Annotated in this window: 21 protein-coding genes and 1 riboswitch; of the genes, 12 read left to right on the top strand and 9 right to left on the bottom strand. The window is 47.7% G+C overall.

Annotation, left to right across the window (positions count from 1 at the left end):
• Positions 1–444: 444 nt before the first annotated feature.
• Positions 445–1,857 (bottom strand): pyruvate kinase, encoded by a 1,413-nt coding sequence (pyk, locus tag AC1DLM_RS03990; protein ID WP_477569181.1) that lies wholly within the window; start codon positions 1,855–1,857, stop codon positions 445–447.
• A 125-nt stretch (positions 1,858–1,982) separates the two neighbouring features.
• On the opposite strand from pyk, the gene AC1DLM_RS03985 reads away from it, so the two are divergent.
• Positions 1,983–2,765 carry an AraC family transcriptional regulator gene (locus tag AC1DLM_RS03985; RefSeq protein WP_477569180.1) on the top strand — a complete coding sequence of 261 codons (783 nt, stop codon included), beginning with the start codon at positions 1,983–1,985 and terminating at the stop codon, positions 2,763–2,765.
• A 33-nt stretch (positions 2,766–2,798) separates the two neighbouring features.
• Here AC1DLM_RS03985 and AC1DLM_RS03980 read toward each other — a convergent pair whose 3' ends face one another.
• The gene (locus AC1DLM_RS03980) at positions 2,799–3,494 is read right to left on the bottom strand and encodes a DUF3105 domain-containing protein (RefSeq protein ID WP_441992354.1); all 696 of its coding nucleotides are present in this window, start codon (positions 3,492–3,494) and stop codon (positions 2,799–2,801) included.
• Between the two features lie 231 nt (positions 3,495–3,725).
• Positions 3,726–3,835, top strand: a riboswitch (TPP riboswitch).
• Positions 3,836–3,974: 139 nt separating this feature from the next.
• On the opposite strand from AC1DLM_RS03980, the gene AC1DLM_RS03975 reads away from it, so the two are divergent.
• The 3 genes from AC1DLM_RS03975 to AC1DLM_RS03965 are packed head-to-tail and all read left to right on the top strand — an operon-like array spanning position 3,975 to position 6,863.
• Positions 3,975–4,571: an ECF transporter S component gene (locus AC1DLM_RS03975; protein ID WP_477569179.1), complete on the top strand. Its 597-nt coding sequence runs from the start codon at positions 3,975–3,977 to the stop codon at positions 4,569–4,571.
• 4 nt (positions 4,572–4,575) lie between these two features.
• On the top strand, positions 4,576–6,075 hold the full coding sequence (locus AC1DLM_RS03970; RefSeq protein WP_441992352.1) for an ABC transporter ATP-binding protein: 1,500 nt from the start codon (positions 4,576–4,578) through the stop codon (positions 6,073–6,075).
• Complete coding sequence (locus tag AC1DLM_RS03965) at positions 6,066–6,863, top strand: energy-coupling factor transporter transmembrane component T family protein (protein WP_477569178.1); 798 nt, start codon at positions 6,066–6,068, stop codon at positions 6,861–6,863. The genes AC1DLM_RS03970 and AC1DLM_RS03965 overlap by 10 nt, the downstream gene beginning before the upstream one ends.
• A 44-nt stretch (positions 6,864–6,907) precedes the next feature.
• Here the strand turns inward: AC1DLM_RS03965 and AC1DLM_RS03960 are convergent, their stop codons facing one another.
• Positions 6,908–7,303 (bottom strand): YuzC family spore coat inner layer protein, encoded by a 396-nt coding sequence (locus AC1DLM_RS03960; RefSeq protein ID WP_477569177.1) that lies wholly within the window; start codon positions 7,301–7,303, stop codon positions 6,908–6,910.
• Positions 7,304–7,421: 118 nt separating this feature from the next.
• On the bottom strand, positions 7,422–8,795 hold the full coding sequence (locus AC1DLM_RS03955; RefSeq protein ID WP_477569176.1) for an S-layer homology domain-containing protein: 1,374 nt from the start codon (positions 8,793–8,795) through the stop codon (positions 7,422–7,424).
• Positions 8,796–9,024: 229 nt separating this feature from the next.
• Between AC1DLM_RS03955 and AC1DLM_RS03950 the strand changes: the two genes are divergently transcribed.
• The 8 genes from AC1DLM_RS03950 to AC1DLM_RS03915 all read left to right on the top strand — a co-directional run bounded on the left by AC1DLM_RS03950 (position 9,025) and on the right by AC1DLM_RS03915 (position 18,340).
• On the top strand, positions 9,025–9,741 hold the full coding sequence (locus tag AC1DLM_RS03950; RefSeq protein WP_441992348.1) for a FadR/GntR family transcriptional regulator: 717 nt from the start codon (positions 9,025–9,027) through the stop codon (positions 9,739–9,741).
• A 105-nt stretch (positions 9,742–9,846) separates the two neighbouring features.
• Entirely contained in the window at positions 9,847–11,073 is a 1,227-nt protein-coding gene (locus AC1DLM_RS03945; protein WP_477569175.1) for an MFS transporter, read from the top strand.
• A gap of 758 nt (positions 11,074–11,831) precedes the next feature.
• On the top strand, positions 11,832–12,419 hold the full coding sequence (locus AC1DLM_RS03940; protein ID WP_441992346.1) for a nitroreductase family protein: 588 nt from the start codon (positions 11,832–11,834) through the stop codon (positions 12,417–12,419).
• A 339-nt stretch (positions 12,420–12,758) separates the two neighbouring features.
• Positions 12,759–13,784, top strand: coding sequence for a LacI family DNA-binding transcriptional regulator (locus tag AC1DLM_RS03935; RefSeq protein WP_477569174.1), 1,026 nt, complete (start codon positions 12,759–12,761; stop codon positions 13,782–13,784).
• A 38-nt stretch (positions 13,785–13,822) separates the two neighbouring features.
• Positions 13,823–15,241: an extracellular solute-binding protein gene (locus AC1DLM_RS03930; RefSeq protein WP_477569173.1), complete on the top strand. Its 1,419-nt coding sequence runs from the start codon at positions 13,823–13,825 to the stop codon at positions 15,239–15,241.
• Positions 15,242–15,324: 83 nt separating this feature from the next.
• Positions 15,325–16,200: an ABC transporter permease subunit gene (locus AC1DLM_RS03925; protein ID WP_477569172.1), complete on the top strand. Its 876-nt coding sequence runs from the start codon at positions 15,325–15,327 to the stop codon at positions 16,198–16,200.
• A 6-nt stretch (positions 16,201–16,206) separates the two neighbouring features.
• Complete coding sequence (locus tag AC1DLM_RS03920) at positions 16,207–17,070, top strand: carbohydrate ABC transporter permease (protein WP_441992342.1); 864 nt, start codon at positions 16,207–16,209, stop codon at positions 17,068–17,070.
• A 13-nt stretch (positions 17,071–17,083) separates the two neighbouring features.
• A complete protein-coding gene (locus AC1DLM_RS03915) occupies positions 17,084–18,340 on the top strand; it encodes a CehA/McbA family metallohydrolase (RefSeq protein ID WP_477569171.1) in 1,257 nt (418 codons plus the stop codon).
• Positions 18,341–18,850: 510 nt separating this feature from the next.
• Here the strand turns inward: AC1DLM_RS03915 and AC1DLM_RS03910 are convergent.
• From AC1DLM_RS03910 to AC1DLM_RS03890, 5 genes are all read right to left on the bottom strand, one after another.
• Positions 18,851–19,759, bottom strand: a complete 909-nt coding sequence (locus AC1DLM_RS03910) for a pseudouridine-5'-phosphate glycosidase (RefSeq protein WP_477569170.1) — start codon at positions 19,757–19,759, stop codon at positions 18,851–18,853.
• 4 nt (positions 19,760–19,763) lie between these two features.
• The gene (locus AC1DLM_RS03905; protein ID WP_477569169.1) at positions 19,764–20,894 is read right to left on the bottom strand and encodes a carbohydrate kinase; all 1,131 of its coding nucleotides are present in this window, start codon (positions 20,892–20,894) and stop codon (positions 19,764–19,766) included.
• Positions 20,895–21,040: 146 nt separating this feature from the next.
• A complete protein-coding gene (locus AC1DLM_RS03900; protein WP_477569168.1) occupies positions 21,041–21,442 on the bottom strand; it encodes a hypothetical protein in 402 nt (133 codons plus the stop codon).
• A gap of 167 nt (positions 21,443–21,609) precedes the next feature.
• Positions 21,610–24,210: an Ig-like domain-containing protein gene (locus AC1DLM_RS03895; protein WP_477569167.1), complete on the bottom strand. Its 2,601-nt coding sequence runs from the start codon at positions 24,208–24,210 to the stop codon at positions 21,610–21,612.
• Positions 24,211–24,390: 180 nt separating this feature from the next.
• Positions 24,391–25,680 carry a glycosyl hydrolase family 18 protein gene (locus AC1DLM_RS03890; protein ID WP_477569166.1) on the bottom strand — a complete coding sequence of 430 codons (1,290 nt, stop codon included), beginning with the start codon at positions 25,678–25,680 and terminating at the stop codon, positions 24,391–24,393.
• Positions 25,681–26,464 lie beyond the last annotated feature (784 nt).

The following is a 26,464-nucleotide window of genomic DNA, read 5'->3' as shown; positions in this document are numbered from 1 at the left end:
TTAGATGGAGGTTTTCCATCTAATCATTCAGGAGGCTACAGGGAAGCGGGGGCTACGGCAAGGTATCTGCTGATTGCAACGATGTTGGTGCGATGCCATCAAAAAACCTCCMAATCCACTGGACAAAGGTGGAAGGGAGGTTAGTGGTCTGCGCTACGCGGCAGTATACCTGTAAAAAGTACATCTAATTCGCCGGGAATTAGCCGAAAATCGCAAATAGATGGAAAACATCCATCTATTTCTCACCATTTCGCCGATTATCTCGTTATTACTCGAAAATAGCGTGAGTTTTTCCAGTTATTTCCCTACACGAGTCGTTATCGCCTGAATTAGATGGAGGTTTTCCATCTAATCGTTCAGTGGGGCGGGGAGAGGCACGGTTTCCCGTTATTTCTCTTCGCCAGCCCATAACTGCCGGAAATAGATGGAGGTTCTCTATCTTCGCTAAACCCGCTCAACCTTCAATAGGTTAGTCGTACCGGACTTCCCAACCGGAATACCTGCGGAGACGACGGTGAGGTCGCCTTTCTTCACATAACCAAGCGTCTCTGCTTGGTTGATCGCGGAGCGAATCATCGCATCCGTTGATTCGCAGAATTCACCAAGAACAGGGATGACACCCTGCACCATGCTCAATTGGCTGATCGCGTGCTGGCTGTTCGTTACCGCGATGATCGGTGCTTCTGGGCGATATTTGGCGATCATTCGTGCCGTGAAGCCCGTCTCTGTCGGTGTTAGAATCGCCGCAGCATGCAGCTTGTTCGCGGAGGATACAACCGCTTGGCACAACACTTCGGTGATCTCGTTGTTGGATTGCAGCTGTGCATCAACCAAGGAGCTGCGCACCATGGTTTGCTCGACGCGCTCAGCGATAGTTGCCATCATCGTCACGGACTCGACTGGATACTTGCCAGCCGCTGTCTCGCCGGAAAGCATCACAACGTCACTGCCGTCAAGCACGGCATTCGCCACGTCACTCACTTCAGCGCGAGTCGGACGCGGGTTGCGCTGCATGGAATCCAGCATTTGCGTAGCTGTAATAACCGGTTTACCAGCTAAGTTACAAGCGCGTATCATATCTTTTTGTGCAATTGGAACTTCCTCGGTCGGAATTTCAACCCCAAGGTCACCACGGGCCACCATGATGCCGTCGGAAGCTTCCAGGATACCAGCGAAGTTCGTCATGCCTTCTTCGTTCTCGATTTTCGAGATGATCGGTGTCAATCCTGCGCCATACTGCTCTAGAAGGGCACGAACCTCACGAACATCATTTCCGTTACGAACGAAGGACATCGCGACGATTGAAATATTTTCCTCAACGCCGAATTTGATGTGCATGACATCGCGCTCCGTCACACCCGGCAAGGATGTGCGTACGCCTGGTAAGTTAACACCTTTGCGTTGCTTCAACTGAGCGGGGTTCAAGACGCTGCAAGTCACTTCTGCGCCATCGATCATTTCAACACGCAGCTCGATGGAGCCATCGTCGATCAATACGAGATTGCCGGGCTTAACATCCTGCGGCAAACCTGGGTAGTTCACCGATACACGGCTGGAATCGCCGATAATTTGTTCAGTTGTCAAGACGATGCGATCGCCCGTTTGCAAGTCATAGGAAGCATCTTTCAATTGACCGATGCGGATTTCTGGACCTTTGATATCCATAAGAATCGGGATAATAACGCCCATTTCTTGCGCAGCTTGGCGAACACGCTGAATACGACCGCGGTGCTCATCCAAATCGCCATGTGCCATATTTAAACGCGCGACGCTCATGCCGGCGCCAATTAATTCTTTCAGGGTTGGGACGGAGTCGCACGCAGGACCCATTGTACAAATGATTTTTGTTCTACGCATCGTGAAGGACTTCCTTTCGAATGTAAGAGATTAGTTGGCTTCATTATATGCCTTATCCATGTGATTTTCTATGAACTATAGTATGATATATGTAATATAGTATGATACAAGGGGGCGAGGATTTTATGCAGCTAACTGGCATTCACTATGATAAAAGCAGTACATGGAACGAGGAACAGCCCATAATGCGCCCGGACTGGACACTTGTTTTCGTGATCTATGGCCGCTGTGTGTACTGGGTCAATGAGAAGAAACAAGTGCTAGAGAAAGGGCAATGGCTCCTCGTCCCGAGAGAAACTCCCTTCTATGGCCGGAGTGTGCCAACGAAAATACATGAGAAATTTGTGCTGCAATTTGACGCGCAGGCAGCACAAGACATCTTTCCGCTACTGCAACAATCGTCCTACACCTGTCGCCAGACCGGCAAATTCGACATCATCGCAGATCGGCTGCGTTTGATCCATCGCGGCTGGCAAGACAAACAGCCCTATTACATGGCGCTATGTGAAGCGCATCTGCAAGAGCTGTTTGTGTTTCTCCAACGGGAGTCGGATCAGGCTGCCACAACCTCGACAACCGCACTTCTCGTGGAGCAAATGAAGGGCTATATCCAGAATCATTACCGCGAGCATGTCACCAAGGACGAGTTAGGCAGCTGTATCAGCCGCTCGCCGAATTATGCAGCTTCGCTTTTTCGCCAAGTCACGGGTCAAACGATCAGTGAATTCGTTCACGTCACGCGAATCAAAACAGCCGTCTACATGCTGCGTCATTCCGCCCTGACCGTCACCGAAATTGCCGAGTTTATTGGCTATAACGATCCGTCTTATTTCTATCGTGTATTCCGAAGAATGACAGGTTTAGTACCAACCAAACTAGTTTCAGATCGTGAAACGATTCGGAAATAATTCGGAAATAATTCGCAAGTAATTCGCAAGTAATTACATCGTTCCGCCGCCGAGCCGCACGTTAGCAGGAATTTGCTCAGGACCTTTGTTGATATAGTCGTGAATGAACGTTCCAACACTAGCTTCATCGAATTTGGCGAGTGACATTGTTTTCGTCCAAGCCGTAACCACGACCTCTTGATCGGCTGGCACATCGACATTGGGAACTGCTAGCACACCAGCACCAGCCGTCTTGAAGTGGGTCAAGTAGTCAAGTCGATCGAGCAGCTCCTTCGGTGCATCGGGATGGTAATGGATGATGATATCGCCATGCTCCAAGTTGTGGACAAGCATCTCGTAACCAGGTCTTTCCTTATAGAATCCGAATTTCAAATCATGTGGGCTATGCGTACCTGAAGTAGGGATTTTCATCTCGTACATCAAGGTGCCATCTTTATGATCGCGTCCGTAATCCTTATCTGTTGTGACCTGAATGTTGGCATGGAAATTAAGCTTATCTAAGCTGTACTTGCCTGCGGAGCTTTGAATGAGTGAAGTACCGACGCTGCCGAGAGCGATGATGAGCAGGGCATGTGAGAGAAGGAGCCATGTTTTATGTTTCTTTTTTAGGGCTTGCTTTTCAGCCTTTTTCAACCGCGAGGTGTTGTCTTTGTTTATTCTTGCTGCGAGTACATAACCAATGATAGCTGCAATGAATAGAGCTAGTCCGATATAGAACAATATGGTCATCAATTTCAATCCCTTTCTGCATCGTGGAATCATCCACCCTGAATAAGTTTCTTTGTTGAAAAATAAGAGGACACTACAAATTGTAGTTTTTCTAAGGGGTGGAAGTCAACTTCTAATGTTATCCTGATTTTGGCATGTTACCAGTGCAGACGAGCATGGGGAAGTTTCTCCGTTTCTTTGGGAAAAAAAGGATTGCCAAAGAGCAGATAATCCGCTACAGTTAAGCCAAATGAATAGCAACACGGGTGCTTGATGAAGTCAGGCTGAGATAGTGGCCCTATGCCACTGACCGTTAATCTGATCTGGATAATGCCAGCGTAGAGACCTGATGTGCTTTTTTATGCACAAATGTTCAAGCCTGCCGGTATTCCGGTGGGCTTTTTTTGTCCTTAAGGGGCAAAAAAGACCATGTATCCAAGGTTGGCGTGTTCGCTTATCTCATTGACAAATATGAATGGGGAAAAAGGAGTCGAGAAGAAGATGGAGCAAAAGGAAGCAAGTAAAAAAGGGTTGAAGCTGACAGATATTTTGATCACGATTGTTATTTCAGCCGTGTTTGGTGTGATTTATCGGATTTGGGGACCGATCTATGATCTTATGAAGCCGCTAGGCTTACATGCAGAGCAGTTGAGCTATGGCATGTGGTTCATGGCAGCGACATTCGCGTTCCTCGTGATTCGCAAACCAGGCGTTGCCCTGTTGGCTGAAGTTGCAGCCGCAACGATCGAGGCCTTGTATGGCGGCCATTGGGGCGTGTCGACGCTCGTCTTTGGATTGCTGCAAGGGCTTGGTGCAGAGCTGGTGTTCGCGGCTTTCCGCTATCGTCGCACTAATGTGGGAGTAACGATTCTTGCATCTTTCGCTTCCGCGATCATGTCCATTTTTGTGGATACGTACTATGGCTATATCGATCAGCTGGCATTCTGGAATTATCTATTATTCATTGGTTTACGGTTACTGGGTAGCGCTTTGATCGCGGGTGTATTCGCCTACTATTTGACAGGTGCTTTATCCCGCACAGGTGTATTGAATCTGATTCGTCCAGTTTCCAAAAAAGATTACGACGTACTGGGGTAACGAGATGAGCGAAGGAATGAGCGTTACGAATCTACGGTTAAAATATCCCGGCGATGACGCCCCCCTGATCTTTCAGGGGGTTTCCTTTTCCATCGAGCGGGGTGAGAAGGTACTGCTGCTGGGACCTAGCGGCTGTGGCAAATCGACCCTGCTTCAGGTGTTGAGCGGAATTGTGCCAGACATGATTGAGCTGCCGCTCAAAGCGGATGAGATTCGCAGGCCTAGCCGGTGGGGGTATGTGTTTCAAGATCCAGATACACAGTTCTGTATGCCTTATATTGATGAAGAAATCGCGTTCGTGTTGGAAAATCAGGAAGTGCCGCGGGAAGATATGCCTGCGCGCATCCGGTATTACTTGGATTTGGTCGGGGTGCATGTGCCTGATGCGCATACGTTGATTAGTACGCTGTCCCAAGGGATGAAGCAGCGGTTAGCGATCGCAAGTGTACTGGCGCTTGAGCCAGAGGTGCTCTTTCTCGATGAGCCGACGGCGCTGTTGGATGATGAGGGTACGAAGCAGGTATGGGACACGATTCGAGCCATTAGCGGGGACAAAACTCTCCTTATTGTCGAGCACAAAATTAGCGGCATGCTGGATTTGCTCGATCGGTTGATCATCTTAACTCCAGAAGGCAAGGTATTGGCCGATGGACCGCCGCTTGCCATGTTTGAAGCTTACAAAGAGCAAATGAGGGAATATGGCATTTGGTATCCTGAGGTGTGGGAGGACTATGCCAAGGAGAATCCGCAGGCAGCGGTGAGGGGAGACGACCTATGGAATGGGCATCCCACTAGTGTGGTGCCGTTAGCACCCGTTATGGTCTTCCAGGATTTCGTCGGTGTTCGCGGAGGACAGATCAGGACCTCTGTGGATAACTTTAGCGTTTATCCAGGGGAATGGATCACCGTTATCGGTGCCAACGGTGCAGGCAAAAGCTCGCTCCTCCTCGCGATCATGCGGCTCGTCCCAACCCGCGGAAGCTGTGTGATCGCGGGCGTGAAGGGCAACAAAGTCGAGCACCTTGCGGAGCAAGTCGGCTTTGTGTTCCAGAACCCGGAGTTCCAGTTCGTCACGAACTCCGTGGAGGAAGAGCTGACCTATGGCTTGCCAGAGGGTCAGCCGAGGAACGAGCAATGGGCAGCGGCTGAGCTGCTGCTCCGGGAATACGACCTGCTCGCGCTGCGCGAGCGGCACCCGTTCCAGCTCTCGCTGGGCCAGAAGCGCAGGCTTAGCGTGGCGTCCGCGATGGTTCGCGGGCCACGCATCCTGCTGCTAGATGAGCCCACCTTCGGGCTCGATGCGCGCGGCACGCTGCGCATGCTCGAGGGGCTGGAGCGGCTGCGCGCCAGCGGGACCGTGATCGTGATGGTGACACACGATCACGAGATCGTCAAGCGCTGGGCAACGCGCGTCTGGCAGGTCGAGGCCGGGCGCGTGACGGAAGTCGAGCACGCATCCATTATTTATGCTGTCCCGGGAGGAGAGCCGCTGCTATGCAAATAACGTTCCCCTTTCGCGAAACATGGCTGCATCGGGTAAATCCGGGTGTGAAGCTTGTCTTATCGATTCTGCTATTCATCGTTGTCGTCTTCACTCATAATCTCAATATGATGCTGTTCCTGACGTTAGGCGCGTTGCTTCCGCTGGCGCTATTATCCGGACATCCTACGAAGAGACTGCTGCTCTATGCGTCACCATTTCTGCTGATTTTCGTGTCCTCCACAGCGGGCATGATGATGTTCGGTATCGGGGAGACCGAATGGTTTCATCTTGGGATCATTAGAATTACCGAGGAAAGCTTCTACCGCGGGATCCATCTTGGTTTGCGCGGCATCCAGGTTGCTTCCGTCGGCTTGCTGTTCAGCTTGACCACGCGGCCTGTCGCGTTGTTCTATGCGATGATGCAGCAGTGGAAGGTCGCGCCGAAGTACGCGTACAGCTTCCTGGCAGCGCTGCGCATGCTGCCCGTCATCCTCGAGGAGCTGCAGACGCTTCGCTATGCGCTCAAGGTTAGGGGCAAGCGTCAGCAGCAGAATCCGCTGACATTGTGGTACACCACGATGCGGATGATCGCCATTCCGCTGCTGGCTCAAAGCATTCGCCGTGCCCACCGGACGGCGGTGGCGATGGAAGCGAAGCGTTTTTCGATGAGTCGTAAACGCACGTATTATTATGTATCTTCCTACTCGATGTTAGATATATATTACATCCTCTACTGGGTCATGCTCATTGCAGCATCCTATTGGCTCGCGGTTACGTGGCCTCTGCTAAACAGTGTAGATGTGCGTTGAAAGAAGAGCAACCCTACTCGCGGTAACGAGGTGGGTTGCTTTTTTTATTCGCCCCATTTGAGCATGAGCGTGACTCGGCAGCATTGATTTGCGGTCACACGGGGACCAACCACGAATTGTATGGTACTGGGGGAGTAGCTCGTTTCGATGGTAGAATCACTACCGAAGGTTTTAACAATACGATCGACTTCTTTTTGGTTGCCGTTCTGAGCATTCGTCATTAATTGACGAGCGATTTCTGGGTCTGTGAGCTTTTTGACGACGATAGAAGCATCTTTTAACAAGTGCTCCGAGGCAACGACGGAGTTAGAAAGCATTTTGGTATTAACTGGAGGAAAGTTGCGGTCCCACGCCCAGTAAGGTGCATAGTGGTAGGGGTGAGCAGGATATAGATGATACTGAGCTGGGGGATAGGTATAAAAGGTTGGGTCGTTGTACATCGAGACCGACCCCTTTCTGTAAAATGATGAGCACTAGCAATATATGTAAGAGATGGGCTAGTGTGCGTCCCCATACAAAAAAGCTCCCCGGAAGGGGAGCTGCATGTCTTCGTTCAACTTATCTGGATGTTGTTAGTGTGACGTAGCTTGTTACTTTGACGCCCGAAGCTGAAACGGCAGTAAGTTCAAAATTGGTTACATTACCCGTTACATGCACGGTACCATCGGCATCAACCGATACAGAGCCAACCGCAGAGCCAGTTTCCCCGCGCACATCATTCGTAATAAATAAAGTGCCTAGAGCAAAGTTATAGTTTCGGATATCGAGGTTCTCATATGTGTTTCCATAATTGTCTGTAGCCTTAAGATCCATGGCTGTGTATGCGTCGAAATTAGCTTTGTACACATTGTCACCAACACTCATTGTCATAGGTTCAGTAATGGAAGTTTCCCCCGCCGTCAATGTCTTCACAGTCACAGCGGTACTTTCGACAGTTACGCTGACATGCAGTTGTTTAGCTTCTCCATTCCCAACTTGCACAATAAGACTCACGTCCGTAGTACCGGGTTTGTTACCCAGCACGTAAGCACGATGATCGGAGGTAAGGCCTACTTTAGCAATGCTAGGGTCTAAGGAGACAACCGATTGTACAATGCCAGGAGTCGCAATATCTTCACCAGCGGATGTTGTTAATTTGATTTTGATCTCTTTGGCAAATTTACTTAGCGTAGGATCTTCAGCAATCGTTTTGGTGATAGTACCTGTAGCGGAGCTAGTCAATCCACTATCAATGACGCTGCCCAAATGGTAATCACCTACAACCGAAACATTACTTGGGTTAGAAGGTGTTACGACTGGCGGCTTCTGAGCGTTGAAAGCATCTTGAGCCCCGTACGAGCTAACTACGAGATCCTCGCGTGTAGCGGCTTGATCGCCAGCTTTGCTAGTTGGATGAATACCAAGCGCAGTGGCCTGCTTAACCGCATCCGTGTACCAAGGCGAGCTTGCCATCGAAACTGTTTTTCCTAATCCTTTAAGAAGCACGGTATCCAACTGGGCAGCGGTAACCGATTCGCCAGGCTGGAATGTTGTATCTGTCACGCCGTCGATCAGACCGGCTTTTTTAGCCGCTTCAATATAAGGGATCGCCCAACCGTTAGCGGTGTCGTCTGCATGAACATCCGTGAAGCTGGACACGTTAATCGTAAGATCAACCGGAATATTGTAGATTTTCGTAGCTACTTTAGCGAATTGCGCACGCGTCATATTTTGTGAGATTCCGAAAGTTGTACCCGAAACGCCTTCGAAAATACCATCAGCGATCATACGATCGATTTTCGTTTTCAAAGCTGCGTTGCTTCCAGCCAAATCTGTAAAATCAGCGCTTGTTTTAACTGCAGCGGAGGCAGGTTGAACAAGTGTCAAAGAAGCGAATAATGAAAATGCCATGGCAGTCGTGGAGATGAGTGTAAGTTTTTTGTTTGATTTCATATAGGAATGGCCCCCTTGGCATGATTAGAATTTTGTGTTCTAGCAATCTAGTGGACTAGTATTTCACGTGCTTGTCTTGTTGCTATAACTATAGCTTGCCTGATCATCTACGTCATTGTCAAATTTCTGGCAGTCTCGATAGGAGAGTGCTAAATTTATGTTGATTTTAAGTAAAGAATAGAAAAACAATTCGAGTCTGTGATATACTCGCCATACAGGAGATGATCAGATGAATGCGAAGGTTTCTTTCCAAACACTCCGCCGTCCCAAGCTTGTGGATGATGTTGTGACCCAGTTGCAGAAGAAAATTTCAGATGGCGAGCTGAAAATGGGCGACAAGATTCCGACGGAGCCGGAATTAATGGAACAGTTCGGCGTCGGCCGCTCCACCATTCGTGAGGCTGTTAGGGTTCTTGTGCATGCGGGATTGCTGGAGAAGAAGCAAGGCTTTGGCACCTTTCTAACGGGGCATTCCGATGCAGCGATGCAAGAACCGCTAGTTCACCGACTGCGTCGAGCGGAAATTTTGGAAGTCTACGAAGTCAGAAAAATGCTCGAGCTCGAAATATCCAGACTCGCTGCAGAACGTCGCGACGAAGCCGATTTGGCGCAGATGAGTGAAGCATTGGATCAACGGTTGCAGGCGCTGGATAGAGGGGATACGAACGCCTATTTAGCTTCTGACATGGTTTTTCATCAGGCAATCGCGGTCGCGAGCAAAAATAGCATTGTTGTCGATTTGTATCGCTCATTTTCAGCAGTGATGTTGGAAGCTCTGAGGAATTTAGTAATGGATGAGCAGGTTCACGATCACCATCATCTTTTTCATGTGAATTTGTATCAAGCGATCCGAGATAAGGATGTTGCCGCTGCGGAGCATTGGACACTTCAGAATCTGGAGAGGACCGTTCAGCAGGTCAAAAAGTTTCTTCAGCAGGACAATTAGAGTAAAAGTAAAGAGTAAGATTATGAAGAAGATGGGAGCGGGAGTCATCCTTGCCTTTCCCATGATTTTAAACATCAGATGATATGATGATTAGGAGTGGTTTTCATGCAAACAGCAACAGGTACAGTTTCTGCTACACATTCAGCACAGACACAGGCACGTACGGTCTATGCCATTTTATTTTCGATCAGCTTAGTACATTTATTAAATGATGCGATTCAATCGGTTATTCCCGCGATCTTCCCAATTCTGCATGACTCCTTGCAGTTAAGCTTTACGCAAATTGGTTGGATCGCCTTCACACTCAACGTGACAGCTTCCTTGTTCCAGCCCTTAATCGGGTTGTATACCGACGCGAAGCCGAAGCCCTATTTACTGCCAATTGGCGTTGTTTTCTCGCTATTTGGTATTGTCGTACTGGCCTATGCGGGAACATTCTCGCATGTGATCATGGCCGTAATTCTGGTTGGCCTAGGCTCATCCGTGCTGCATCCAGAGTCTTCGCGGGTGGCCTTCTTAGCTGCGGGTCCTCGTAGAGGGCTGGCGCAGTCGATTTTCCAAACAGGCGGGAACATTGGCCAGGCGTTGGCACCTATTTTTACAGCACTTATTTTCGTACCGTTAGGTCAGTTCGGGATCATTTGGTTTACTTTTGCAGCGGCAGCGGGGATCGTAGTTCAGATATTTGTGGCAAAATGGTACCAAGGTGCGCTAGTCGCACGTTCCGCTGTTCGTAAAACGGCTTCCGTGAAGAAGCCTTTGCCAAAGAAAACAGTCGCCTACGCGCTAGGTATTCTGATCATGCTGCTCTTTTCCAAATTCGTTTATGTGGCGAGTATGACAGGGTTCTATGCGTTCTATTTAATGGACCATTTCGGAGTCACGACAGGGAAAGCGCAGCTCATTATTTTCACCCTATTGGCAGCTGGGGCTGTGGGGACATTTATGGGCGGCCCTTTGGCGGACCGATTCGGCAGACGAAATATGATCTGGTTCTCCATCTTGGGAACCGCGCCGTTCTCTTTGCTGCTTCCATTTGTAAACCTGTTCTGGTCAGCAGTTCTATGTGCATGCATCGGGTTCATTCTGTTGTCCGGCTTCTCTGTAATCGTGGTCTATGCGCAGGAGTTGTTGCCTGGCAAGGTTGGTACGGTATCTGGATTATTCTTCGGACTGGCGTTCGGATTAGGTGGCATTGGTTCGGCGGTGCTGGGGACGTTGGCCGATGCGACAAGTATCGGTTTCGTGATTCGGCTTTGCGCGTACTTGCCGTTGCTAGGACTGTTTGCAGCCTTCCTACCTACGGATAAAAAACTAAATATGACGAGCTAGTCGCGAAGCAGCAGGGCTCCATTGAGAATGATAATTATCCTCATTTACTAACTTTTAATTAACTACTTTACAAATGTAAGTGAGTTGGATATAATAAACCCAACAAGATTACATTTGGAGGAGGCAGCGATTATGGGTAAATGTGCATGCGGAAACACACAGAACAGCGAGGGCAATTGCGACGGTTCACACGCTAAAAAAGACAAATAAGGTTTGGCACACATAGAAGATTTGCATAAAGACTCCGACGAGGTTAGACTCGTTGGGGTCTTTTTTTTGCGTTTTTTTGGGGGAGAAAAGTTTGGGAGAGCAATCTTCCCGCGGGTGCTGCACCGTATGCGAGTTGTAGCCGCTGAAGGGACTTGGCGAGCGAGTGATCTCTTCGTTTAACTGGAAAAAGATCAGCTAATTTCACACTCCACGGGTAAAAATCATGATTAGATGGAAAAAGGGTAGTTAATTTCGGCATATCCGCCATTTTTGCTGAAAAAGGGCGGAATTACCTACATGTTATCCAGCTATTTCACTAAATCGGGGAAATCGTTCTGATTTAACTGTACGTTTTCCATCTATCCTCGAGGGAGTTCAAACACTAGCTACTTGGACACCATCCCCCMTTGCAACTATCACTCGCACAAGCTAGCTAGGTTATTGACGCATCATGTCGACTATTTAAATGGAGGCTTATCAAAAATTGAAAATATCCATGGGAACATGTACATTAGATTTAGATAGGAATGGAATGGGGAGTGGAACGCATGGATGTGAAAGAAGCGATTCGCCAGCGGCGCAGTATTGGGAAACTCAAGCAGGATCCCATCGAGCACGCACTGATTGAAGAGATATTGGAAGCTGCTGTCTGGGCACCGAATCACGCGAATACGGAACCTTGGCGGTTCTGGGTGATGTCGGGCGAGGGCAGAAAGCTGCTGGGGCGCGGCTATGCCGAAGTCGCCATTGCGGAAGCGAGATCAGGCGCAGATGCTGAACTGTCTGAGGAAGAAGAAGAGCAGCTGCGCAGCAACAATGAGAAAAAAGCCATGCGGGCTCCGCTCGTGATTGCAGTAGCCGTTTCGCCAGCGGAGAAGCCAGTCGTTCCCGTGATAGAGGAATATGCGGCCGTTCATTGCGCCGTACAGAATATGATGCTAGCCGCACATGCCCTGGGATTAGGCACGATCTGGCGGACTGGCGATCCCACGTATCATCCGAAAATGCAAGAGAACTTCGGCCTCTCAGGCAAAGAAGAGATGGTCGGCTTTATCTATATTGGTTATCCGGAAGTCATTCCAACGAAGGCAGCGCGTGTCCCTTTTGCCTTAAAAACGCAATGGGTAACGGAGTAACTACTCCGAGAGGCAACATGCTTGAGTGATATGATTATCTGAACAGGGGCGGTAGGTACGCTGTTTGTAGGAATACTCGTAATTCGACATAGGAAGAAGAACCAGTGGCTGATAACTGAAGCCGCTGGTTCTTTTTCTTTTTGTTAAATGAAAAAACGGAAATCGTCGAACCGGCTTCATGAATTATTTCATTCGGCATACTGTGAATGCTAGAAAACCCTTGATATTACTGGGATTATCTTATTTAAACAGCCTGTTTTATTTACAATTCATTTAACCAGCCATGAAACTGCCTTGATAAAACCGGTTTACTATTAAAGAGAAGTGAGGCGAGCCCATATGGCAAACATAGATGATGTTGCGAAAGTAGCAAGAGTATCCAAAAGCACCGTTTCAAACGTGTTTAGTAAAAAGAGACCTATTAGCAAGGAGGTGTCAAAGCGCGTTCTGGATGCTGCTCTGGATTTGAACTATAGACCGAATTATTGGGCTCGAAGTCTAGCGAACAAACGGACGAGTATTATTGGACTTAATATGCCGGGCGAACAGGTGAAATTTAGTCAGTTTCATCTTGGCCTTTTTAATGGCGTGTTAAGAGAGTGCTACAGCCAAGGCTATCGATTGCTTGTAAACTCACTGTCAACCGAATTCTCCAAGCAAGTTGAGTATGTAGCGACTGATCCTGTTGATGGTGATATTCTACTCGATCCCGCTGAGAATGATGAACGAATCTCGGAACGGATCATGCGGAATTTGCCGCTCGTCGTTATTGGAAGACCACATCAAGAGTTCGAGTCCAGCGTGTCCTATGTAGATAACGACAACATTGGTATGGGACAACTTGTTGCGGAGCATCTGCTGCAACTAGGCCATACGCACATCGCGTTTCTGAACACACAGAAGGAACGAACAGTGGCTCAAGATCGCGAATTAGGTTTCATTAGAGCCTTTCAAAAAGCAGAGGTGACGATTGAACCTAAGTTCATCGTCTACAAGGATGGGAAATTAACATCGACGGCTTATGGCTTTCAGATGACCAAACGATTACTGACTTCTTACCCGCAGATTACTGCAATTATTACCGATACAGATAAAGTTGCCTTAGGTGTTTATCAAGCTGCTGAGGAACTTAAACTGCAAATACCAGAAGACTTATCTGTGTTCGCGTTTAGCGATGATTCAATTTACGCTCCTGAATTTAAGCCGCCGCTGACTGGCGTCAGGCTGAATGGAGAAGTGTTAGGGAGTGAAGCAGCCAAGTTGTTGATTGAACAGCTGCGAGAACCGAATCCCATTGTCAAACGCATATTAATTCCAGCGAGCCTCGTTTTTAGAGAGTCATGCGCCAAAGTGAGAAACAGTTAATAACCCAAATAGAGAAGAACTACTAGGAGGCCATACACATGTTAAATAAAAAAGCAGGAATGATCGCAGCCGTTGCGTTGTCGACAAGCTTACTTGTGACCGCATGCAGCACGAAAACAGGAACAGAATCACAGGTAAGCTCACCTAGTGAGACATCCAAGCCAGCCAAGCAAGAAACGCTGCGCATCCTCAGTGGTGTTGTCGGAGGGAAGACGCCTGAAGAGAATACGTTATTCGAGAAGGAAGTTGAACGGCTGACAGGGATTAAGGTGACGATTGAGAAACCAGCGGCTGACTACGATAAGAAGCTTTACGCAGCCATAGCAGCCGGAGAAAAGTATGACCTCATTTACATGGGGAAGGGCAATATGGACGTCTTAGTTGGCCAAGGAGCGCTAACACAGTTGAACGATAAAATTAAAGCTTCCAAAGTATTATCGGACCCGAAGGTGATTCCTACCAAAGAATGGGACATGATTACTTACGATGGTGGAAAAATCTACAGTGTATTTAATAAATCAGAAGGCGGAACACTGCCGACAGTTCGTCAAGATTGGATGGACAAGCTGAAGCTGCAGCAGCCGAAGACACTGGATGATTTCTATCAGGTATTGAAAGCCTTCAAAGAGAAGGATCCAGATGGTAATGGCAAGGATGATACGTACGGGTTGTCTACCGCAGGCTTATATGATATTCAAGGCTTTATGAGCGCAGCAGCTGTGAAATATAAATATGTGATCGATGCGAATGGTAAGCGTGCGATTCCTTATGCGACAGAAGCCGCGGTACCCATCTTTGAATGGTTCGCGAAGCTGTACAAGGAAGGCATTCTAGATCCTAACTTTGCGACCAATGATTCAGGCAAAATGAGAGAGCTATTCCTAACCAACCGTGTGGGTATGGTCACATACTKGGATGCATGGGTAGGACTCTTTAACAATATGAAGAAAACGGATGATCCTAAATTTGTCGCAAAAGCAATTCCAGGCGCTGTTGGTCCAGACGGGAAAATTATGCTTCGCCGTGGAGACCCGAGCGTATGGGGAATTCCAGTGAATGCGGAGCATGTAGACACCGCTATGAAATTCCTGGAGTTTTGGCAGTCGGAAAAAGGGAATATTCTAAGCACGTTAGGGATTGAAGGCACAGATTACACAGTGAAAGACGGCAAGTATACGTTAACTCCTGATGGTGTTAGCCATGGGATGGACCATGGGGCACCATTCCCGAACAACACAAACTTTAAAAATCCGATTGGCACACTGCCGGGTGCGATCGAAGGACGCCAAGTCATTTTTGATAACAACGCTACGATTGAGAACTCTACGAAAGATTGGCCTAATGCTGAGAAAATCGTGACGAACTATGCGTTCCAAGCGATGATGGGCAAAATGCCAGCGGCAGATGCTGTGAAGAAGATGCATGATGAGCTGAAAGCTGTTAACTTAATTGACTAAATGAGCAGTTGCAGAAGCAGAAGCAGGGGCGGGGGCTACTCCCCAGCCTCCGCTTTACATGCACAGACAAGGGGGAATTTTTAGTGACGGCGTGGGCTCGCTATCGTGTGTTGTATGTCATGATGCTACCAATTGTGATCTATTTTGCAATTTTCTCATATTTCCCGTTGTTTAAGGGACTACAAATATCGATGCAGAAATTCCGTATGATCGGGGATMGTCCTTTCGTTGGACTACAGAATTACCAAGCGGTTTGGCATGATCCGGTCTTCTGGCGCGTACTGGAAAACACACTCGTGATTGGAGCGGGTATGCTCGTATTAGGCTTCTTTGCCCCTATTATTACGGCTTTATCCTTGAATGAAGTACTACAAACATGGTTCAAAAAGCTGACGCAAATGATCATTTACTTACCTCACTTATTTTCTTGGGTTGTTGTAGGCGGGATTTGGATCATGATGCTGTCGCCAGACGGTGGATTTGTCAATGAGCTGTTGAAGCTGCTAGGAGCAGCGAAGCCGATTCACTTTTTTGCAGAGGTCGATTTTGCGCGTTATTTAATGGTACTGACGAATACGTGGAAAGAAATGGGCTTTACTTGCATTCTCTATTTAGCAGCAATCGTCTCGATTTCCCCTTCCCTCTACGAAGCTGCTCGGATGGACGGTGCCGGACGCTGGCAGCAAATTCGTTATGTGACTTTACCACAGCTTATTCCGACCATGAAGGTCGTTACACTTCTGAATATGATTGGTATGCTTCGCATGTTTGATCAAATAATGATTCTGAGTAATCCAGTTATTGCTCGGAAGGTTGATGTTTTGATGACATACACGTACCAAAAGGGAATCCTTGAGTTTAACATGGGCGTCGCTTCAGCAGCAGGCTTTCTCGTTGTGTTGACAACGCTAATCCTGGTGTTTGCGACTCGCAAACTAATCCGTTACGACGAGGAGTGAGCTCGAATGGGCAATAAATTGTTAATTAGACGGGATTTACCTTTCCAATTGGCCAATGGTCTTTTCTTACTACTGCTAGTAGCGACCATGATTCTACCGATTTGGAATACCTTTATGATTTCGATCTCTTCTAATATCTCGTCTATGCATGCGGGGCTCCAGCTATGGCCATCGGAGCTAAGTATGGAAGGATACCGTACGGTGTGGCAGCGCGTTGAGTTGTGGAGACCATTCGGCATGAATGTACTCGTCACGTTACTCGGTTCATTCGCGCATGTGCTGCTCTGCGCAATGGCAGGCTATGTACTGCTGCATAAGGGCTTACCTGGACGGAAGCTGCTGACGAGCTTTATTCTGCTCACGATGATGGTACCGAATGAAGCGGTTATGATCCCACTTTACGTGGTAAATAAAGAGCTTGGTCTATTAAATACGGTATCAGCATTAATTTTGTATGGCTTGATCTCTGGTTTCAGTATTCTATTAATGCGGAATTTCTTTGGCGCTGTATCCTATGAAATGGCGGAGTCTGCCAAGATCGATGGCGCAGGAGAGTTTCGAATTTTCTCCACCATGTATGTGCCACTAGCTAAACCAGGACTAGCAACGATTACCTTATTCGAATTCGTATCCAGATGGAACCAGCTTACGCCGGGGCTATTGTATATTACCAATCAGAAACTATATACGTTGCAAGTAGCGCTGCGCGCGCTGGTTATTCAATCGGATGCTACGAGCAGTAATTTATTTATGACACCTAATGTAAGGATGGCTGGTGTTATGCTGGCCCTTATACCGTTAGTCGTGATTTATCCGTTTGTTCAAAAGTATTTCGTTACCGGCCTGATGGTTGGAGCAACGAAGGAATAAGGGAGTGAAGCGCATGATCATAACTCGTCTGATTACCAATGAGGAAATGGATCGTTATTTGGAGGTCCCCTTTCAGGTTACTAGCGGCATGGAACGCATACACGTTCGTATCGAGGTGGAAGCGAATGGACCCGGGGATTGTGTCATTGATTTAGGCGTTAAGGATGCCGAGCGTGTAAGAGGCTGGAGCGGGGGCGCACGCACTGAATTTTTCATAGAGTTAGAACAAGCAACCCCTGGTTATATCCCTGGTGAGTTGGTGGCGGGTGAGTGGTCTGTGTTACTGGGGACGTATCGGATTCCGCCTGCGGGTTGTACGGTGCGTGTAGAGGTGACATGTACAATGAACCAAGGTCGTTGGCTCAAAGGCGATCTCCATATGCACACAGTTCATAGTGATGGAGTATTGACCGTAGCCGAGAATGCGAAAATAATGGCAGAGCTAGGCTGTGATTTTCTTGCGATGACCGACCATAACACCTACAGTCAGAATCTTGCTTATCCGAGGGAGACGGGTGTCGTCATGATCCCTGGCATGGAGCTAACCACGAATCATGGACATGCCAATTTTCTGGGAGCAGTTCGCCCTATCGAAGATTTCCGCTCTGTCAGCTCGGAACAGGTACAGGAACGAATTCAAGAAGCAAGGAATAACGGCGCACGCATTGTACTCAATCATCCCCATTGCCCCAATTGTGGGTGGGAATGGGCTTGGACTGTCGATTACGATTGGGTAGAAATTTGGAATGGGCCTTGGCGGGAGGCTAATCAACAGACGTTAACTTGGTGGCATGAGCAGCTTTGCAGCGGCAAACGCATGGTTGCTGTAGGCGGAAGTGATTTCCATAGTCAAGGAGGCTACGTCAGGCACAGTATGCCGACGACCTGGGTGTATGCAGCTAGTCGGACCGTCAATGGGGTACTGGATGGGATTGATACAGGCCGGGTGTTTCTAAGCTTCTCGCCGGAAGGTCCTGCGCTAGAGCTTAACGCGGGGCCATATCACATGGGCGATGTTGTGCCTGCATATGCACCAGAGCGTCAGGGAAAGGTTACGCTTGTAGTCAATGAGCTGCAGGTAGGCGATAACGTGAAACTGATCTCCGACCGAGGGGTTGAGGTCTCGTGTGTTGCATATCATGAGCAATCGCTGGAGCTGTTGGGTGAAATGGAAGGAAGAACCTTTTATCGCGCAGAGGTATGGCGCTATTTCACCGAGGTTCAAGAGACGCTTCTCGCGGCTGTAAGTAATCCGTTGTATATGGATTGATCCTCAGGGCTGTCCCAAAAGATAACCCTGAGGAAAGGGAATKGGGATACGCTATTGCGGAAAAATGAACCGAATAGGTATCTAAGGGGAATGAGAGTGCCTTATTTAGCTCAAATATGCCAAAAAACGCGAAAATCAAGAGAATAGTGTATCCACGTTCCGCTTAGCGTTAATTGCCAACCGATATCGGCCAAATAGCTCATCTACGTTCCCCTTTGAAATGGTTAGATGTATAAACTACAGTTAATTTGCTGGAATTTGAAGCGTTTTCGCAATTAAATGGAAAAAATACATCTAATTTGTATTGAATTTCAATAATCGAGCAAATCGAATGAATTTAACTGCAGGAAATACAGTAAATCCTTCGAATTCGAGGAATCCACTTCAAATAGATGGAGAAATTCCAGTTAGATTGCGGGAAGCTGGTTTATTACTCATCGGCATTAACGAAAAATGAGGCGGTCTCAAAAAGTCTAAATTGACCTTTGAGACAGCCTCTCTTTCCGTTCTTTAGTTCTTCAGCGCAACCGCAATCCTTGCGGCGGTCTGCGCGTTGTGATAAACGAGCGCGATGTTCGTCTCCAAGCTGCGCCCCTCCGTCAGCTGCTTAATCCGCGCTAGCAAGAACGGCGTGACCTTCTTCCCGGTCACATTCTGCTCTTTGGCCTCATTCAGCGCCTGCTGGATGACGGCCTCGATTTCAGCATGGTCCATGGCGGATTCCGCCGGGACGGGGTTGGCGATGATGGCGCCGCCATTCAGGCCTAGCTCCCACTTCGTGCGGAGCATAGCGGCCACGTCAGCCGCCTCATCGAGGCGGAAGTCTACACCATAGCCGCTTTCGCGGGCGTAGAAGGACGGGAACTCGCTCGTTTGGTAACCAACCACGGGCACGCCGTGGGTTTCCAAGTACTCGAGCGTGCGTCCAATGTCGAGGATCGATTTCACGCCGGCGCAGACGACAGCGACGTTGGTTGCCGCCAGCTCCGTCAAATCAGCGGAGATGTCCATGGAGCTTTCTCCCTCGCGGTGGACACCGCCAATGCCACCGGTAGCGAACACTTCGATGCCGGCAAGGGCAGCGCCGATCATCGTCGCAGATACCGTGGTCGCGCCGATTTTGCCAGAGGAGAGGATGTACGGGAAGTCGCGGCGGCTTACTTTTTCCACATGGCCATTCGTTGCAAAAGCTTCAAGCTCCTGCTCGTTTAAGCCAATCTTGATTTTACCATCCATGATGCCGATTGTTGCCGGTACAGCACCGTTATCGCGGATAATTTGCTCCACTTTTTTCGCCATTTCAATATTTTGCGGGTAAGGCATGCCATGAGAAATAATCGTCGTTTCCAATGCCACGATCGGTTTATTGTTCGCGAGAGCTTCCTTCACTTCATCGGTAAAAGTTAAATATGAGTTCATGTTTTTAGTCTCCTTTAGTCATGGTGTTAATCGTAAGGTGTAAGCGTTCCTCGTTCAGTTCACTGGACGTGGATTGACTAGTTTGAAGCGTAATGTGCGCAGCTGCAAGACCGAATTCACAGGATTTCATAAACGAATGTTGATGGCTAACCCCATAGACAATACCCGCTAAGAAGGCATCACCTGCGCCTGTAACCTCAACCACCTGGGTTGGAATTGAAGGAAAGAAATGTTCGCCTTCTTCTCCAGAATAGTAGACCCCTCGGCTCCCGAGTGTAATGAACACATGCTGCACGCCGCGGTCTCGAATCGTATTAGCAATTTTGCCATGATCAGGTTCTACATAGAACATATCAATGACGTCCTGATTCATGGATAGTGGTGTGTGGGTGAGTTGGATGGCCTCTTCTAAATTCGGGAAAATAGCCGTTACACCAGACAGATCGATTGGAAGCTTCTTCGATTTCTCCGAGGAGACAGGATCAATGAAGAGGGGGATATTCTCCTCCTGACATCGACGAATCAGCTCCTCCAGTGTGTCGCTAGGTAAATTCGTATCAGCAATCACGAGCTTCGCAGCGGCAATATGGGACCATTTATCCCGAAGCATCGTTGGTGACAATTTATCGTAGATGTCCATATTGGCAAAAGCGAGAAACATCTCCMCCGACGTATCGAGAAGTGCGGTGTATGTTCCGGTATTCTCGCCATTCAATACGATGGCTTGGCTGACATCTACGCCTCGGCGCCTCGTTTCCTCCAGCACCCATTGGCCTGCTTTGTCGTCGCCAACCACAGTTAGAAGCGCCGTTTGACAAGCTAATCCGGCCAAAGCATCAGCAATGTTGCGAGCAACGCCGCCACAAGACTCGGTTACGGTTACAGGGTTAGAGGAAGCTAGGCGGATCGCATGCTTGCTAGTGGCTTTACTGTCGAGATTGGCTCCCCCGATGCAGTAAATCATATGTTCATCCGAAGTGACATACGCTCTGCCGCGAATCGTTCCCTTTTTGGTCAAAGAGGCTATATAACCAGCAACGGCAGAGCGGGAGATCCCGATGATACCGGCCATTTCATGCTGGGAAATGAATGGATTTTGACGGATAAGCGCTAGGATTTGCTGTTCACGATCCATGCAAAGCGTCCCTCCTTCGTCGTTTCTCTCCTTATTTTAGCGCACAACTAAACAAAAGTCCATCATATAAACAAATGTTTATTTTTCCATGCCGAAAAGCCCGTTCCCCATCAGGAACTAGGCTTCTTTCTTGGCCCAAACAAAAACTATTTCGAATACGAAGAGTTGGAGCGTGAACCTAGTCCGAGCAAGCCGAGTAGGCCTAATAAACCGAGGTAGCTATACCAAGGTCTCGTTTTATTTTTTGGCGTAGCGGCGACGGATTGAGTTTGTAAGGTTGAAACGTTAAACGCTGTTGGCGGTGTAATTCCATAAGCAGCAGCGTAGCCATTCAAGTTGTTAGATGGGAGTAACCTTGTTTCCGCCCCTGGCATACCAAAGGGATTGGTTTGATACATCGTGGCAGAGCCACTCTTTAGATGCTGCAGATTGTCGGTCTGTGACACCTGTGTATTATGGTCGTGGGCATGCAGGCGATATTGATGTGCACCGAGCAGAAGCGAAAAAGTAAGGAAAGAAATCGAAGCTAATTTGACAGAGCGAACCATTATTCCATGCCTCCAGGTATTTTGTAGATAGGGGTCATTCAGTGTAGGTAAGCATATATTCCCCTGCGAATGAGAAGTTATGCATGGAGGAGTAGGTGTGACTCTTTATACAAAGAAAAAACCGTTGCCCCTAGATAACTAGGAGTCAACGGTTCTGTATGCATGGATTACTTCGTGACCGTCACTTGAACGGTCGTTTTCATGTTGGCAAAAGTAACGGTAATGCGTGCAGTCCCTTTGCCAGTTGCTTTGATCGTGCCATCCTTTACGTCTGCATTCATGATGTTGGAAGTTGTCCAGAGGGCTGGCTTGGTCACATCTTCTTCGAATCCATCTGTATACGTAGCCAAGGCTTCTACTTTCGCTGTTTCGCCTTCTTTGAGCGTAAGTTTAACGACATTGGTCTTCAAATACTTCAAAGAATCAATTTCCACAGGAATGGATACGGTTTTACCTCCAAAGAATCCAGTGATGGTTGTTTTCCCTGAAGCTGTTGCTGTGAACAATCCTTTTTCAATAGTACCGAGCTTATAAGAAGAAACTTTCCATGTTGCGCTATCCGTGACGTCTTTCGTTGAGCCATCGGACAAAGTTGCGGTTAATTTCAGTTGTGTTTCAGATCCGCTTTTCGTTACAAAAAAGGATTTATTCGCTGTTAAGCTATCAATCACACCGATTTCTACGGGAACAGAGATTGATTTACCGCCATAAGTTGCTGTGATGGTTGCTTTACCGCGGGCAACGGGTGTAACAAGACCCTTAGATACGGTAGCAATGCCTGTATTGCTTGACTTCCAATCGATATCGGTGGTAACGACAACATCTTCCCCGTCGTCATTTGTTGCTGTAATTTTGATTAATCTTGTTTCATTTAAATCAAAAACCAAGCTAGTTACATTGGCTTTCAACTCACTAGCCATATCTACTTTTACTGGAATCGTAACTGTTTTGTTGTCCAGTTGAGCGGTAATTGTCGTTTCGCCGGACGCGATGGCTTTTACGACACCTTTGTCAACAGTAGCGGCTTTAACATTGCTGCTTGTCCAAATGACATCCGTAGTTACAGGTTTCTTGGTATCATCGGTATACACCGCTTCTGCAGTAAGGGTCGCAGTTTCGCCCTTTTTCATGGTTAATTTCTCTTGGCTAATCGTAAGAGTCTTCAACTCGCCTACCGAAACTTGCACAGTTGCTTTACGCGTACCGTATTCGGCAGTTACCGTAGCAGCCCCCGTAGCAATACCCGTAATGATACCGTCACGAACCTCAACAACATCTTTGTTGCTTGATGTCCATTTGGTTTTGTCATTCAGTTCGTCATCCGTGCGGCCTTTGAAATTCGCAGTCATGGTGACCGTAGTAGAGTCTCCGACTTGCATATTCACTATTTTCTTGTCTAGTGTGATGTTTGTAGGGACGTCAACTTCAACTCGGGTTGTCGTCGTTTTGCCGCCATAGGCAGCAGTTACATTAACAACACCGGCTTTATATGGTTTGATAAGTCCATTCGTTACCGTAGCGATATCTTCATTATCTACGCTCCATACGGCTCTATCTTTTACAAGATTGTCTGTTGTGCCATCGGCATAGGTTGCAAATAACTCGAGTTGCTGAGTTTCGGTTGTTTTCAAGACAACGAGCTCGCTGCTCACGACCAAACGACGTGGAACCTCAACGTCAACTTTGGCTGTGACTGTTTTATCCCCATACTTCGCAGTGATCGTTGCTTCGCCAATTGCGTTACCGATGAGCTTGCCTTTGGTTACAGAAACGATACTCTCATCGCTGGAAGTCCATTCTGCACGATCCGAAATATCCGTAGGTGTCGTGCTTGTTGGATAGGTAGCATTAAGCTTTAACGTACCTGTTCCATTTTTCTTTAACAAAATACTTTGTTTATCTAACTCAAGTTTCAACGTGCTATCCACATCAACCGTAATTGTCGTTGATTTGGTACCGTAGGTTGCAGTTAACGTCGCTTTCCCTACACTGTATCCGGTAATTGTTCCTTTAAGGGCATCTGCCACCTCTGGCTTGTCTGATGTCCATACTGCTTTGGTTGCTACGTTATCTTTGGTGCCATCCGGGTATGTCGCCGTTAATTCAAGCACGGTAGTCCCCTTCAGTAGTAAGGAAACATTGGATTTTTCTGCATCAAGGCGACGTACAACCTCGACATCGACATCCAAAACGATCGATTGATTCATATGAGTTACCGTGATGGTCGTGCTTCCCGGGTTTTGTCCTTTAACTAGACCATTCGTCACCGTTGCGACAGAGCTGGATGCGACTGTGTAGTCTGCTTTACTTGTTACATCTGCAGAAGTACCGTCATCATAGTAAGCTGTTATCAGCACTTGGCTCGTTCCATTGAGACGAAGATCAAGGGCTTGTTTGTCGGTGGTTAACGATTTTACTTTTTTCGTAACGGTTACGTTAACGATGACAGTCTCTCCAAGATAGGTGGCTGTAATGACGGCTTTACCTTCTTTTTTGGCTGTCACGACACCCGCGTAGACAGATGCTACATCGGTCGTGCCGGAGTTCCAATCGGTCTTGACCGTTGCATTCTCCGTAGAGCCAGTTGTGAAAACGGCCGTTGCTGTCAGATTAGCTGTATCGCCAACCTGCAAGTTAAGCTCATTTTTGTTCAGAACTAATTTCGAAATGTCAGTCGCGGCGAAAGCACTTCCAGTGAAAATAGCCTGACTTGCAAGAATGAAAATGACGACTAGGGACAACCATTTACTTTGAGAAAACCATTTCATGCTTCATTTCCCTCCATTAAAGCTGTTGCTAGAATCTGCTTGTTGAAAATAGATATCTATTTTCATCGGCATTTCTTCGCGGAAAATGAAGGGAAATCATGTTTTTTCTTCCTGAAAGTTTGCTGAATATGTCGAAAAGAAGAAAACCCCGGTTTTCACGCGCTTGCGGGGATTCAAGGTTCAACCGCGTTTCACAATTTTGAAATTATCTTCAAGCAGCAGCCAGTTCTGCGGGAACTTGAGTCCAAGCTTCCAATAACTGATGCCGCGAAGACCGAGCTCTTCGATCAAACGGAACTTAGCTTGAATCGAGCGAGCGTCCTCGAACCAGACGGTGTGCTCCTTACCCGCGTCATCCCAATAGTTAAAGTGCGGCGCTTGTGCCGTGTAGTCATATAAAATTTGCGCGTTATATTTGCGGGCTAGATCAATGGCTGCCTGTGGCGAAATTGCTTTGGCGTAGGCCCCTCCTTTGACAAAGGGCAGCGTCCAGTCGTAACCGTACAAATTTTGACCCATCATGATTTTGGAAGAGGGCATTTCACTGCGTGCGTACTCCAGCACTTTGCGAACAGGTCCAATAGGGGAAACGGCCATAGGCGGTCCGCCACTGTAGCCCCACTCATAGGTCATGATGATGACAAAATCGACAATTTGGCCATGGGCTTTATAATCATGAGCTTCGTACCAAGCTCCTGCTTGCGTGGCACTTGTTTTTGGCGCGAGGGCAGTGGATACGAGATAGCCTTTCCGATGAAAGCTATCTACCGCTTTGCGCAGGAACTTGTTGTAAGCCTCCCGATCCGCGGGCAGCAGATGTTCAATGTCAAAATGAATATCTTTAAACCCAAGCTTATCAGCAGTTGTTTCGATGTTTTGTAGCAAACGATTTTGGACAGCTTCGTCGGTTAAGATCACATGCCCAAGTTCTGCGCTGAATTGGTCATTCTCGAGGTTGGTGACTACCATCATGAGGGTGACGCCATGCTGCTGAGCGATTTCGCGCAAATTGTTAAGCGGCGGCTGGACTAAGGTGCCATCTCGGTTAATGCGGAAGCTGAAGGGAGCTAAGTAGGTCAAATGATGTGCGGCTTCGCGGGCAGCTTGAAYGAGAACAGGTGACACATCCGCGCCTCTAGGTTCAATATAGGCATTGACTTCGGCTTGTTTGCGCGGGGTAGGGGGGATATATAATCGGAAACCGCTGGGMAAAGTTTGATATAGCGTAAGTCCATTGGCAGACGCGAGTGCGTCTAAGTCAATGCCGAGCTTTTGTGCGATTCGATAAAGGCCCTCACCAGGCTGTACCCAATAGTAGGAGCCAACAATCGGAATGACTAATGCCTGTCCGATGACTAACGATTGAGAGGGAGTTAATTCATTCGCCTCTGCGACCTCCTCGACCGACACGCCGTAGGTTTGTGAAATACGATACAACGTTTGCCCTTTTTGGACAACGTGAATTTGCATAGGTTATGCCTCCTTGAAAAAAATGACCGAGCCGCCCTACATGGTAGTCTCAGTGGCTGAAACTCACTAAAGCGCAACTGAGACACCCAAAGTGGGAGGCTCAGGAAATGGGGAGTCGGAAATGACTGTATCCGAGCCTGCTTTTCAATAAAACTAACCTCTTAACCGTGGTCGCTCATCCCTGGAATGACCTCGTCAAAGGTTTTCTCATATGTTATTCCGAAGGTAGGCTTTAGGTGAATGTCTTGGGGGAACTTTTTCCACATCCCTTTTTCAAAAATGCAAAAATACAACCTTTTCTACTAATTTATGGTCGAAAGTACTAAATGCGTGCAAATAGGCAACCTTTTTAACGAATTTCATGATCATCTCCTGAGATCACTCCAAATTGATGCCTATTTGCATCCATTTTCAATAATGGAGGGAGGAGCCTATTTGAAAAGTGCTCTTTTGCATTTTTGAYAGGGGAGAGCACTTGCTACATTACTCCACTTTTCCCGCATTCTCCTTGACGTTACTACTCTCCAATTATTCTAATTACACTCCTAACTCCACAGTACTGTCTTAATTACCCACTACTCAAAAAGGGGGAGAGTCGGGGCCGAGGGAGAGAGGGACGAAAGATGAATGCAAATGAAGAAATACGAATGAAAGACGAATGAAAGACAAATGAAAGACGAATGAAAGATGAATGAAAGACGAATGAAATACAAATGAAAGACGAATGAAATACAAATGAAAGACGAATGAAATACAAATGAAAGACGAATGAAAGAAGAATGAA

It is taken from the genome of Paenibacillus sp. 01T442, from assembly GCF_056398345.1.
The sequence above is the reverse complement of the archived record's forward strand: the minus strand, read 5'-3'. Positions and strand labels throughout refer to the sequence as shown.